Below are 12,573 nucleotides of genomic sequence, written 5' to 3'. Positions count from 1 at the left end.
AATTTTTGGGTGAAATTATAGCATGGAGAAAAAGGATTTTAAATTGTTGTCTCTATCCCATGACCGGTTTTAAGTAGAAAAAACAAAATGAACACTTCATTGCCGGGAAAAAAATTCAGACTGCCGAAGATGAAATAATAGTAATCAGATAGCAGCTTCAGCCTGCCAGTGGCCGTGAAGGTTGCATAGTTCAACGATGCGAACCTTTGAACCACTTGCTTTCAAATGAAAGGCGGCAGCACCGTTAAGGGAAGGGGTGAGGCTTGCCCTGCCCACATAGTTGTCATCGAGGTAACAGTCAATAAACATAATATGATGGCCATCCTCCATGGGATGAAGGACTTCTCCAATCTTCACGTGAATATCAATACAGCCGGCATGGGGAATGAGTCCGCAATCTTTTTTTACAACAATGAAAGGGGTGTGCTTTGGCGCACCCTCCCTGTTTTTTTCAGCGGCCTCATCAAAGAGCTTATCATTTTGTGAGAAATTCTCTTTAGGCACATGGCAAACAGGGCAATTATCCGGTACAGAGCCAAACTCTACATGACCGCAGACCTTGCATATAAATATAGTCATATTATCCTCCTTCAGTTTTTATTTTTAAGACTAGTCGAAAAAAAAGTTTTTGCAAGAGTACAGACGGGAATACGGTAAGGACCACCTGAAAAAAAGACGATAAAGGGCAACGTTAAGCTCTTTATCAACAGTAAAATAGCCGTCCTGTGGATAACGTTCTTTCTATGAGGCCGGGACCTTCAAAAAGCTTCATCCCTTCACTTTAGCCACATAAAGCAAAACTATAACCTGCTGTATTATAAGAATAAATTTACAGGCAAAGAAATGCACAAAAAACAGGCAATCTGTTTATCCCCTTTAAAATATTGACTTTTTTCCCGGTGAAGAATAATAAAGGTCACAACTTATCCACAGATTTTGTTGAAAGTTTCGCAAGCTCTTTGATATCAGCCTTTTTTTCAGCTTTCCAGGATAAAATGAAGGGTATATTTCCATCGCTATTGTTGATTCATGACCATATCTGTAATATAGTCATTATCAAAACCTCGGACGCCAAAAGCGATACATGAATTATATTCTTTCCATTTATGACAGGTAATAACATTAAATGAGTGCTCAACGGCAAGTCACTTCAGGTATTGCATGCAGGACATCAGACAAAAAGTGTTGTGAGGAAGCGGCCATGGTCCTTGAAGCCGTCGGGATTGACTCACAGGTACTCTTTTTTGATGGCGAATTTCTTCTTATTGTAAGACCTGAAGATGAGTTTGAGGCAAGGGAGCAACTCGTCTTATATGCCCATGAAAACGAGGACATATCAAAAAGCAAACCACGCGTCCCCCCTCTTTCAAGAGGACTTGACGGCACCCTTTTATACGTAACCCTGCTTATCCTTGTTGACGGGCTCATAAAAGGTAACGACTCCAGCCGGACGCTGCTTGAAGCAGGGAGCGCAAATGCGGGACTCATATGGCAGGGCCAGTGGTGGAGGGCAGTGACGGCTCTCACATTGCATGCAGACATTGTTCATCTCACAGGAAATATTGCTTTCGGAAGCCTGTTCGGGCTCTTTGCCTGCCAGGCCCTGGGTTCCGGCGTTGCATGGTTCAGCATTCTTATGGCCGGTGCCGCAGGTAATATTCTAAGTGCCTCTTTGCAGACACCGTCACATACTTCCATCGGCGCATCGACTGCAGTATTTGCAGCCCTCGGCATTCAGGCGGCTTATACCTGTGTTTTCTGGCGCGGGCTGTCGCAAAATAAAATCAGGCGGTGGTCACCCATTGTGGGGGGGATTATGCTTCTCGCCTTTCTGGGGGGACCGGGACCCAAAATTGATGTCCTGTCCCATGTAACAGGTTTCCTGGCTGGTTCTATCACCGGGGCCCTCTTTGGTCTATGGGGTATGAAGTATACAGAGAGTGGAACATGGCAAACGATAAGTGGCGCTTTAGCTTTATTTATTATAGCCCTCTCCTGGTCTCTTGCTTTAAACCCCCAACTTTCGTAAAGAAATGAAGGGAGAAAGAAAATAAGCTTATGGAAATTAACTTTGACGAGCAAAATGCCGGTGAGATCTATTTCAATATGACCCAAACACTGGTACCGAGACCTATTGCCTGGATTTTGACGAAAAACGAGGTGGGCGGCTATAACATTGCCCCTTTTTCCTACTTTACCGCCATTTGCAGTGATCCCCCTCTTATCCTTTTTTCCGTCGGGAAAAAACCTGACGGCACGCCAAAAGACACAAGAGCAAACATACTTCGTACAGGCGAGTTTATCGTCCACATACCGGGGACCATTTCCATGGAGGCAGTCAATGAAAGCTCGGCAACTCTGCCGGCAGAGGTATCTGAAGTTGAAAAACTGGGACTTGAGACCACTGCTTTCGGCCATTTTAGTTTACCCAGAATAGCCGGGTGCCCTGTTGCCTATGCCTGTGAGTTGTATGAAGTAAAAGAGATAGGCCCCAAAAAACAGGCCCTCATTTTTGGAAAGATCAAGTCCCTCTACATAGATGAAAAAATTGTCTCTACCGATAAAAAGGGAAGATTAAAAACAGACCTTAAAAAACTTGATCCGCTTTCAAGGCTCGGCGCTGATGAGTACGCCTCACTGGGTGAAATCTTTAAAATTTCAAGGCCAAAATAAAAAAGGTATTCCCTTAAGTAAACGATGAGAATAGCAGTCATAATAGATATTTGGGAGCCCCTTATCGGTGGCAGCCAAAGCCATGTGCGTGAAATTGCTTACCGCCTGGTAAACAATCATGGTTTCGAGGTAGACATCTTCACCCGGTCACTTATCTATAATTCCAGGACCTGCAAAGACAATGAAGAATACTTCCATGGTAAATTAAGGATTATAAGAGTCGCTCCGGCAACCCGCTTAAGCAATACATGGGGGCGAATTGCAACGCTGTGGACCGTTGCATGGAAAGTTGCGGTTGAAAACAGGAAAAAAGATTATGACCTGATCCACGCCCATTCCATCCTGGGAGGCGCCATGGGCAAAGTGGCCTCATACCTGACGGGAAAACCACTTATTTTTACGGTCCACGGATCAATGAACCTGGACAGGGGAGTCAAAAATATTGATTATTTTATAGAAAAGTGGATACTTACTCAAATCAGTTATGACAAGTTAATTTCTGTTGCAAAGGGTTTTTTGAAATATAGAAATGTAAATAAAAATATTGAAATCATTCCCAATGGTGTATCAATCCATGATTTTGATATGATCCGCGGTGAAACAAAAGCGGATTATCTTAAAATCATTTTTGTCGGAAGACTGCATTGGCAAAAAGGGATAGACACACTTATTGAAGCAATAAAAATACTGAAAGATAAACAGGAAACCTTGCTGGATAGAAAAAAAGTGCAACTGCACCTGATAGGATACGGCTTTGATATGTCCAAATATAAAAAAATGACAAGCCGGTACGGATTAAATGAGCAAATAATATTTCGGGGAAAAATAAGAGGAGAAAACTTAATTAGAGAGTATAAGAGCAGCCACCTATTCATTTTGCCCAGCCTTTGTGAAGGACAACCGATTACTTTTCTCGAAGCAATGGCGTCAAAACTGCCTGTACTAACAACTCATGCGGCAGATAATGCCGACATATTAAGTTCAGAGACAGGCTGGAAAGTAGAAGCGAATAATCCTGAAGCATTGGCTAATAAACTTGCCGAAATTATAAATTTAGATAAAAATATATTAGCAAAAATGGGCATCAGGGGATATGAAACGGTAAAAAGCAACTATACGCTGGACAATCTTGTCACCAAAACCATAGATGCCTATAAATCTCTAAGGACAAGTGCATGAATGTATCCGTTGTTATAGCAACACTGCACAGAGAAGAAGATCTTCGGGTACTCCTTGATTCCTTTTTGCTTCAAACAAAATCACCCTGTGAAATCCTCATTATAGATCAGTCAGATGATGAGAACACAGAAAAACTGTGTATGTCTTATGAGCGGAAACTACCCCTCAAATACCTTCACAGCGCCGTCAAATCAGGAACCCATAGCAGAAATATGGGAATACAAAAATCGAAGGGCCACATTGTAGCGTTCCTCGATGACGATACAAAGCTGCTGCCTGATTATATTGAACAAATAGAAGCTTTTTATAAGGAATTCCCTCAAGCCATCGGAGGAATGGGCAAAATAATTAATTACAGAGATTTTCGGGAAAATCTCTTCGGAAAGGGCGCATTACCTGTCATATATAAAATGGCTGCCTCTTTTTTTGGATTAAACTCCTTCAGGAAAGGCTTTATCCTGTTAAAATCAAGCAGGAATATCGAATGTTATGATTCAGATCAGACACTTGAGGCAGAATGGCTCTCAGGACTTAGCTGGTATAAAAGAGAAATTTTTTCTGAATTTACCTTTGAAGAGAAATTTGATAAATGGTCCTTTGGAGAAGACAGGATGCTGAGTTACCGTATATTCAAAAAATATCCCGGATCACTCTATTTTTATCCGAAAGCGGGGCTTTATCATTTTGAATCGGACAAGAACAGGCTTCCTGAAAAAAACAAGATCCTTCGCAAGACAGTCTATCAGTATTGGTTTTCATACAGCTCTGTAGATAAAAATCGATTCTTTTACTGGTGGGGCAACCTGGGAGAGATACTATTGCACCTCCTTAATGCTGTGATTATGAGAGAACCTTTAGTCAACACATGGTATTACATTAAAGCCAATACAAAACTTATTCTCAACTTAAAGAAAATTCAAGCTGGTCATCTGAAATCTATAGGGGGATAACAATAAAACTTTTGACAAATAAAGAAATAAATTATTTATGGAACCCGACAAAATAAATCCATATATCAAAGCTGAAAGATGGTATGTCGTAACCATATCGCTTGTACTCTATGTAACGGCATTTATTACCAGGTGGCCGTTAGTTCGCCATATGTTCAATGGTCATATATTGGGAGAAGAATTAAGTTGTGCCTTTGGAGCGGTATTATCACTTGAAAATCTGGAACAATTCGATTACTTTGCATCCAATTTTGGAGCCTACCTTCTTTTCTGGTTATCATCAGATATCATACATTTTGACCTTTATTATGCAAGAACAACCAAGCTTTTTATCTCTTCATTTCTCCCTGTGATAAGCTTTTTATTCTGTAAATATCGTTTAAATCTCTCTATCAACTCGTCTTTGATTTGTGGTTTGCTTATAACTTTCAACCCTACTTTAATAAACTATTCGATCATAGGTAATGATATGGGGCTGGAACTTGTTCCTGGATGTTTGGCTCTTTTTCTCATACGATTCCATAATCTAAACCAGGATAAGATAAGAGTCACTATTGTATTTTTTCTTTCCGCGATGGCTGCTTCCATCTATGGCGCCGGCTTTGCCTTTGTACCTGCCGCCTTTTGGTGGGTAATTTATTGCCACAAAGGTAGTGATATTTTCAGATTGACCCGTGGGGGAATATATTGGCTGTTAGGAGTAATAATTTATATCTGGCCATATTTTCTTATAAGCGGAAATCCTATACCATCCAGAGGGGGAGGAAACTACTGCCCCATATTACCATGTATTTTTGATTCAGCATTGATAATAGCTAAAGACCTCCTTATCAAACCGGTCTCATATCACAATTTTGGAGACTTCCCATCATTTGGAATATTTGGAGCTTCTATATTCTTTCTACCCTTCGCCTTAGGAATTAAGAAACTTTGCTCCAAAAAAATGCGAGATCAGTCAATTCTTATAGGATTGACAATTTTATCGACAATGACTGTTTTACTTATGTCGGGAGATCACCCGGGAATTAGAAGAGGTCTTGTCCTTATTGTTCTAATATTTTTTGTCACTACTGTTGGGCTTGACACAATTTTCCAACTTATAAAAAATACCACCCTCAAACTTTCATTGGCTATATTGTTAATCGTTATCATTACATATAGAGGCTATTCTATTTACCATAACCTCTCAGAGTTAGATCCCATAGGTGTTTCACCTTCTAAATACGAAAATATGGTTGAAAAGCTTAAAAAAGAAGATGTTGTTTTGGTGAAAGGACAAGGAAGAGTTGATCAAACGTATAGCGTCCTGAAACTTATTTGCGAACGCCGGAGGCTTAATTGCAATAACATTCAAATCATTGATTCTTCAAACAAGTAGAGTGCTCATATTTACCTGGCAAAGTAAATTAATACAAGTAAGGTTTTTTATAAATGTGTTATTCAAAATGTCTGTTGAAGATTCCTGCCATTGAAAGATTAGATTTGAAAATTAACTTTTACAAGAAAGCTGAAACATTGTATATCGTAACCATATCGCTGATATTGTATGTAACAGCTTTTATAACTAGATGGCCATTAGTTCACAAAATGTTCAATGGTTATATATTGGATGAAGAATTAAACTGTGCTTTTGGGGCGGTATTATCGCTTGAAAGCTTACAACAATTTAATTATTTTGATTCCAATTTCGGTGCTTACCTTCTTTTCTGGCTATCATCACACAGTGCAAACTTCGACCTTTATTACTCGAGAGAAACGAAGCTTCTTATATCTTCATTTCTACCAGTAATAAGCTTTTTATTCTGTAAATATCGTTTAAACCTATCTCTAAGCTCGTCTTTTATTTGCGCTTTATTTCTAGTTTTCAACCCTACCTTGATAAACTATTCGATCATAGGCATTGATATGGGCATGGAACTGGTCCCAGGAGTTCTGGCTCTTTATTTAATAAGGTTCAAAACCCTTAATAATGACAAGTTAAGAGTAACTGCTGTTTTTTTCCTTTCTGCGATGGCTGCTTCTATATACGGTGCCGGCTTCGCCTTTTTTCCTACAGCTTTATGGTGGGCAATATATTGCCACAGAGGTAGCGACCTTTTCAGATTGGGGCGAGGAGCAATTTATGGATTACTTGGAGTGACAATTTATATCTGGCCATATTTTCTTATAAGCGGGAATCCTATACCCTCAAGAGGTGCGGGAAACTATTGTCCAGATTATTACTGTATTATAGACGCAATATCTCTAATTGGAAAAGATCTCTTTATAAAACCAACTTCATATCTCAACTTTGGTGATTTTCCTTCTTTTGGAATTTTAGGGGCCGCTATTTTTTTTGTTCCATTTATTTTGGGTATTATAAAACTCTACTCAACCATAATGCGCGATCAATCAATTCTCATTGGGTTGACAATTTTATCTGCTATAGCGGTTTTACTTCTTTCGGGAGATCATTCTGGAATTCGCAGAGGTCTGATATTGATTGTTTTAATATTCTTTGTTGTTGCTATCGGACTTGATGTTATTTTCCAACATCTCAAAAATCCTATAGGAAAGTTTGCTCTAGTATTTTTACTTACGATTATGTTGGCAGTCAGAGGACATGCAATTTTGGATAATTTATCCAGTATAGAATATGCTGGCATACACCCTTCAAGATATGAAGATCTTATTAAAAAGCTTGAAAATAATGATCTTACTTTAAGGAAGACTGGTAGTGTAAATCAAACGTATAGCGTTCTTAAGCTTATTTGTATGCGCAGAGGACTTAAATGCAGAGATATACTGATTGTTGATCCTTCAAATAAATAAGGTGTTCAGAGGGAAAAACAGGCCATAGGATCTAAATAACTATTATTGACAAAAGATTCTCTTTAGTACCTTTTAATGATATAGAATAATATTTCCTTCTCTCTGTACACCATATCTGCACAGAAGTTTTTTATACAAAGCGGAGGAAAAAAAAAGCAGTAAGAAGTGAAGGTATCTCTTCCAATTTAATGGGTTAATCTGAATTGCATGGCGGACAAATTTAAGTCCTTCAGAACGCTTGTCAGCAAGTGCATAGAGAGAACCGAGCCGCTGTAAATGATGAGATAAGACAGATGGAAATGCTTTCAAATCATCTTTGTATTTATCCAAAAGTATTTCCCTTGCTGAAATACGGTTATTCAAACCTGCTGACACCTGATTGCCATGGAGAGTATACTTGGCAAGTATTTCAGGCACAAAATCAAAATCATACAATTTTGCAATTCTGATCCACAAGTCCCAATCCTGGCAAGCTTTAAGATCTTCATCAAAAAATCCAGATTTATCGAAACATTCCCTTTTAACGATTGCAGTAGGACCACCTAAAATACAAGATTGCAGAGTCTCTCGATAAATGCTCCCTTTTAACTTAGGAATAATTTCTGATACAACCCTATCTTGGTACACACAAGCGTATCCACAATAAATCAGCCCAACTTTTTCCGATGACTCGGAAAATTTTGCTACCTGCTGTTCCAATTTTCTCGGTAACCACTCATCATCATCATCTAAAAAAGCAATATATTCTCCTCTGGCAGCCTTAATGCCGGTATTCCTGGCTGCCGAACCTCCTCTATTCTTTTCATGCCTACAATATCTTATTCTATTGTCATTAAAACTGTTTACAATATCTTCCGTATTATCTGCCGAGGCATCATCTACTATAATCAGATCAAAATTTCTATAAGTTTGACTAAGAACAGTGTTTATAGCAAGGCCTAAAAGGTGGGCACGGTTAAATGTTGGGATAACAATGCTTACAACCGGATAGTTCATGGTGGTGTTATGACGGTCATTTGACATTTGTTCAGCAAATATAGTGCTCATCTGTTAGATGTTCGGGAAATTAATCCTTTTAAAAAGCCTGCATGGGAGGCTACAGGTTCGACACACTTTAAAAGCCCTCTTTTCCGGTTGTGATTAAGCCAGTTAATGCGAAGCGGCAATATGCCGATTTTGAGTATTATGAGCATCGACATCTTAAATATTCCAAATAACCGGTTCTCTTCGACAATGCCTGCCTTAGCAATGCCCGCCATAAAGCTTCGCTTAATCTGGTAGTACAGAGTCATCTTTTCAGCCGGCACCCGATGTCTCACCTGAACGGCAGGGTCATACCAGAATAGGGGGTGCTCCTTATAAATGCGGTAAAATAGCTCAGCCTCCTCCCCAAATCCCATCATAATACCCAGCATGCCATAATCAGCAGAAAAGCCATTATATTTTACAAGAACAGATTTATTAATAGCCATATTTGATCCGGAAAAACCGAACTGCGCGTCTGGCTGCTTTAAAAATCCTTTCTCTTCCCCCCAACTTCTCATCTCAACACTATCTGAAAACCACGTTGGCGGGGGGATATCATACCACGGAAGGATTTTCCCGCCAACGGCCACTGGGGCAGGGGTTACTATCTCGAAAGCCTCCACAATTAACTCCGCCCATCTCGCCTCAGCCCTTGCATCGTCATCGATATAAGCTACGTACTTACCACGGGCCTCCATATATCCTTTGTTTCTGGCATGGCTCAGCCCCTGATTAGCTTCCTTCACGTAAAAAAAATTTGGATACCTCTCGGCAAAGGCATTTGCGATGTCTTCGGTGTTGTCAGTCGAGTTGTTGTCCACAATGATAACCTCGTAGTCAGATTCCTCAACTGATTGATGGGCAAGGCTCTCGAGACAACCCTTCAGAAGCTCGGCACGATTGTATGTGCAGACAACAATAGAAATATCCGGTTCAGATTGCTCCATATTTCATTCCACACTTCGCCATGAGTTTTGCCCTTTGAACAAAATTCAGCCCAGCCGATTTACTTAACGACGATTGACAGAAGGTCTTCCATACCCAGAGACCAAGCCCTGATGACATTGTGCATACCCTATACCACCTCTTGGCCAAAACCTGTTCAAAATCTGAATTATGATAGTAGCCCACCTTACCGTTTGCATCCAGCAATTTCATCAACCATAAATTGGCCGCTTCAACAAACTCCTTACAAATTTCAAAATCGTAATAACTCAAACGTTCGTGAATATTAAACTCTGCCGAGTCCGGCCTTAAACCAATCTGTGAGAGCTGTTGCTTCCTTACAAGGTTAGCTGCAGCCCTTTGTTCGCAGGATGACCTTTTCCCCACCCCATTAGGATGGCTGCGGTATAAAAGAAGTACCTCCTCTAAATTTTTCAAAGTGGAAAGGCTTGAGCACCTGACCCATAATTCGTAATCCTGCGCCCACTGGAGCTTCTCATCATAGCTCAGATGGTTATTGATAAAAAAACTTCGCCGTATCATGACAGATGGGTGTGCAAGTGCCGATTCAAAAAGCATCCGGCATCTTATAACCTCTGGCTCTGTCGGGTAACGCCAAATATCTTCTTTTGAGTCACCGATAGTCTTGACCCATGTTCCGCAAATTCCAATATCTGGCTCCCTATCCATAAGCCTGACCTGTTTTTCAAGTCGATGGGGGAGGCTAATGTCATCGGCATCCATTCTGGCAATATACTGTCCTTTGGCCAGCGACAAACCCTTATTAAGGGATTTGGTTAAGCCCATATTTTCCTGTTCTATGATTCTAAGACAGGTGCCATCATAAGATTTGAGTATCTCATGAGTTTTATCTATCGATCCGTCATTTATAATCAAAAATTCAAAGTCCTTAAAGGATTGATCAAGTATGCTATCAATCGCTTCCCGGAGATATTTTTCTCCGTTGTAGACAGACATAAGGACTGTAACTTTTGGATTGCTTAAATTACCGCAATATTTTTCTAAGCCGGCCATATAATCCAATAGCTCTATTCTTTAACTCAAAAGCCAATATCTTCCTTCTTATTGTCGAATTTGGGATTTTTAAGTATGGATTCCCGCCATAGTAAATATCAACGCGCTTATTATGCCCCTTCAAATACAATACCTTATTCAAATCTTCATATTCATAAAGCCGATTTTTTTTAACATAATCGTAAAGCTCCGAGCCAGGGATACCAACAAAAACATTCTTTCCAGTATAATCAGGCTTTATAGTAGAGATGAGATCTTCCGTCATCTTCCTGTCTTCTTCTGTTTCAGTTGGAGCTCCGACAACAAAACTGGCATACGTTTTTATCCCCACTTCCTTAGCCATATGGAATGCTTCTGTAAATTGTTCTACAGTCTCTTCTTTTTTGAAAAACTCCAGCATCCTGGGACTGCCACTTTCTACACCTATATAGAAAGCCTTGCATCCAGCCTTGGCCATGAGCTTTTGGTACTCCAGATCACATAAATTGTCTACCCTTGTTTCACATAGCCAGTCTATTCTTATATTCTTCTTTAATAGCAACTCACAAAACTCTACGATTCTTGATTTCTTGAGAGTAAAGTGATCTTCTCTAAAATAGGCTCCCTTTAGTCCATAATACTTCATCATGTAAACAATATCTGACACAATTCTTCCTGCCGACATATATCTGTATGTTTGTCCCCAAATTGACTGAACAGAACAGAAGTTGCAATCGAAAGGACAGCCACGGCTCGTGTTAAAAGTATATAACGGATAAGCATCAACCCATGAATGCTTCCAAAGGTAAGGTTTATAAATAAATTCCTCCCATGCAGGAAGAGGGAGACTGTCCATATCCATAACAGGTTTCCCACGAACCACCCTATTTTTTTGCTTCCCAGAAATTATCTCTGGAACGGACAATTCTCCTTCTCCTATAACTATATGATCAACAAATTCAGGGATAGTATCCAGACCGACGGAAGTGTGGGGGCCACCAACAACAATTTTTCCATGCCACAACTTTTTTTCTCTAAGTTCCTGCAATTTAATAAACATTGAGACTGTTTCCTGATAACATATCGTGTTGGAATATATTCCAACAAAATCTATTTTATTTTTTGATAAGAAATCGGTTTCAAGAACATTACCAGGTTCAAGATAGTTATCTATAAAAAAGATATTGTGGCCTTCTGCCTTGAGTACGGCAATAAGGTAGCCCACCCCCAGCGGGGGCCTCTTCTCTGAGGTCCAGAACGGCGCGATCTTTGGCGCCGGAGATGTCATCATAAGTATATTCATTGCACATCTGCCATAGAATATATCCCTACTTTCTTGCGGTCAGGAATAATTTATTATTATATATTCTTATATTGTTAAAACCTGCCTCTGTAAGCAGCCTTTCTATCTCTGCACGAGTGCAGATATGAAGGTGAAATTTATTTTTCGAACAAACTTTTTCCGCGTCGTCTTCAGTATCGGTAAAGTATGAACTTCCCACCAGCATGCCGCCCGGCTTGAGTACTCTATATAGTTCGTTCAGGTAAATCTTTATGTCATCTACGCAAAAATGTTCGATACTCTCCATTGCCGTCACCAAATGGAAAAAATCTCCCGAAAAGGGCATTTCAAGTACAGACCCATTGACTATATTTACATGTTTGCAGGGCCATACAGCATTGGAGAACTTAATCGACTCCCAGTCCAGTTCTATGCATGTCAGGCTTCTGCAAACCCCTTCCATTAGAAAAGCCCCCCATCCAAGACCACTGCAAGTATCCAGGATATCCTTGCCTCCGCCGTAACTCATGGCAAGTCCATAACGGAGCAACATCAGTTCATACCAGCCGGTTTTCACGTACCTTTCATTACTCGGAAGGGATCGTACCTTGTCAGTCAATATAGTATCACAAGGATAATCGTGCCCATTATAGTTCATTATATAAGATACTCGAGGGTTCTTCTTAAGATGAT

12 protein-coding genes are annotated in these 12,573 nt (G+C 40.0%); 6 read left to right on the top strand and 6 right to left on the bottom strand.

What is annotated here, in order from left to right; genetic code table 11:
* Window positions 1-144: 144 nt before the first annotated feature.
* Window positions 145-579: a desulfoferrodoxin family protein gene (locus OEV42_02800; protein MDH3973186.1), complete on the bottom strand. Its 435-nt coding sequence runs from the start codon at window positions 577-579 to the stop codon at window positions 145-147.
* Window positions 580-1,126: 547 nt separating this feature from the next.
* Between OEV42_02800 and OEV42_02795 the strand changes: the two genes are divergently transcribed.
* The 6 genes from OEV42_02795 to OEV42_02770 all read left to right on the top strand — a co-directional run bounded on the left by OEV42_02795 (window position 1,127) and on the right by OEV42_02770 (window position 7,613).
* Window positions 1,127-2,029, top strand: a complete 903-nt coding sequence (locus OEV42_02795; protein MDH3973185.1) for a rhomboid family intramembrane serine protease — start codon at window positions 1,127-1,129, stop codon at window positions 2,027-2,029.
* 29 nt (window positions 2,030-2,058) lie between these two features.
* Window positions 2,059-2,673, top strand: a complete 615-nt coding sequence (locus tag OEV42_02790) for a flavin reductase family protein (GenBank protein MDH3973184.1) — start codon at window positions 2,059-2,061, stop codon at window positions 2,671-2,673.
* Between the two features lie 24 nt (window positions 2,674-2,697).
* Entirely contained in the window at window positions 2,698-3,852 is a 1,155-nt protein-coding gene (locus tag OEV42_02785; GenBank protein MDH3973183.1) for a glycosyltransferase family 4 protein, read from the top strand.
* Window positions 3,849-4,802 carry a glycosyltransferase gene (locus OEV42_02780; protein ID MDH3973182.1) on the top strand — a complete coding sequence of 318 codons (954 nt, stop codon included), beginning with the start codon at window positions 3,849-3,851 and terminating at the stop codon, window positions 4,800-4,802. The genes OEV42_02785 and OEV42_02780 overlap by 4 nt, the downstream gene beginning before the upstream one ends.
* A gap of 37 nt (window positions 4,803-4,839) precedes the next feature.
* On the top strand, window positions 4,840-6,180 hold the full coding sequence (locus OEV42_02775) for a hypothetical protein (GenBank protein ID MDH3973181.1): 1,341 nt from the start codon (window positions 4,840-4,842) through the stop codon (window positions 6,178-6,180).
* A 74-nt stretch (window positions 6,181-6,254) separates the two neighbouring features.
* Window positions 6,255-7,613, top strand: a complete 1,359-nt coding sequence (locus OEV42_02770) for a hypothetical protein (GenBank protein ID MDH3973180.1) — start codon at window positions 6,255-6,257, stop codon at window positions 7,611-7,613.
* A 72-nt stretch (window positions 7,614-7,685) separates the two neighbouring features.
* Here the strand turns inward: OEV42_02770 and OEV42_02765 are convergent, their stop codons facing one another.
* From OEV42_02765 to OEV42_02745, 5 genes are read right to left on the bottom strand one after another with little or no spacing between them, the layout of a single operon-like run.
* Window positions 7,686-8,660 (bottom strand): glycosyltransferase, encoded by a 975-nt coding sequence (locus tag OEV42_02765; protein MDH3973179.1) that lies wholly within the window; start codon window positions 8,658-8,660, stop codon window positions 7,686-7,688.
* Window positions 8,657-9,586 carry a glycosyltransferase gene (locus tag OEV42_02760; protein MDH3973178.1) on the bottom strand — a complete coding sequence of 310 codons (930 nt, stop codon included), beginning with the start codon at window positions 9,584-9,586 and terminating at the stop codon, window positions 8,657-8,659. The genes OEV42_02765 and OEV42_02760 overlap by 4 nt, the downstream gene beginning before the upstream one ends.
* A complete protein-coding gene (locus OEV42_02755; GenBank protein ID MDH3973177.1) occupies window positions 9,573-10,619 on the bottom strand; it encodes a glycosyltransferase in 1,047 nt (348 codons plus the stop codon). The genes OEV42_02760 and OEV42_02755 overlap by 14 nt, the downstream gene beginning before the upstream one ends.
* Complete coding sequence (locus OEV42_02750; protein MDH3973176.1) at window positions 10,591-11,901, bottom strand: B12-binding domain-containing radical SAM protein; 1,311 nt, start codon at window positions 11,899-11,901, stop codon at window positions 10,591-10,593. The genes OEV42_02755 and OEV42_02750 overlap by 29 nt, the downstream gene beginning before the upstream one ends.
* A gap of 25 nt (window positions 11,902-11,926) precedes the next feature.
* A complete protein-coding gene (locus OEV42_02745; protein ID MDH3973175.1) occupies window positions 11,927-12,538 on the bottom strand; it encodes a methyltransferase domain-containing protein in 612 nt (203 codons plus the stop codon).
* Window positions 12,539-12,573 lie beyond the last annotated feature (35 nt).

This window comes from Deltaproteobacteria bacterium (genome assembly GCA_029860075.1).
In the GTDB taxonomy this organism is placed as follows: domain Bacteria; phylum Desulfobacterota; class JADFVX01; order JADFVX01; family JADFVX01; genus JAOUBX01.
The sequence above is the reverse complement of the archived record's forward strand: the minus strand, read 5'-3'. Positions and strand labels throughout refer to the sequence as shown.

Excerpts from the sequence above, each read along its gene's own strand:
- OEV42_02800 (MDH3973186.1), bottom strand. The coding sequence starts at position 579 with ATGACTATATTTATATGCAAGGTCTGCGGTCATGTAGAGTTTGGCTCT.
- OEV42_02795 (MDH3973185.1), top strand. The coding sequence starts at position 1,127 with ATGAGTGCTCAACGGCAAGTCACTTCAGGTATTGCATGCAGGACATCA.
- OEV42_02790 (MDH3973184.1), top strand. The coding sequence starts at position 2,059 with ATGGAAATTAACTTTGACGAGCAAAATGCCGGTGAGATCTATTTCAAT.
- OEV42_02785 (MDH3973183.1), top strand. The coding sequence starts at position 2,698 with ATGAGAATAGCAGTCATAATAGATATTTGGGAGCCCCTTATCGGTGGC.
- OEV42_02780 (MDH3973182.1), top strand. The coding sequence starts at position 3,849 with ATGAATGTATCCGTTGTTATAGCAACACTGCACAGAGAAGAAGATCTT.
- OEV42_02775 (MDH3973181.1), top strand. The coding sequence starts at position 4,840 with ATGGAACCCGACAAAATAAATCCATATATCAAAGCTGAAAGATGGTAT.
- OEV42_02765 (MDH3973179.1), bottom strand. The coding sequence starts at position 8,660 with ATGAGCACTATATTTGCTGAACAAATGTCAAATGACCGTCATAACACC.
- OEV42_02760 (MDH3973178.1), bottom strand. The coding sequence starts at position 9,586 with ATGGAGCAATCTGAACCGGATATTTCTATTGTTGTCTGCACATACAAT.
- OEV42_02755 (MDH3973177.1), bottom strand. The coding sequence starts at position 10,619 with ATGGCCGGCTTAGAAAAATATTGCGGTAATTTAAGCAATCCAAAAGTT.
- OEV42_02750 (MDH3973176.1), bottom strand. The coding sequence starts at position 11,901 with ATGAATATACTTATGATGACATCTCCGGCGCCAAAGATCGCGCCGTTC.
- OEV42_02745 (MDH3973175.1), bottom strand. The coding sequence starts at position 12,538 with ATGAACTATAATGGGCACGATTATCCTTGTGATACTATATTGACTGAC.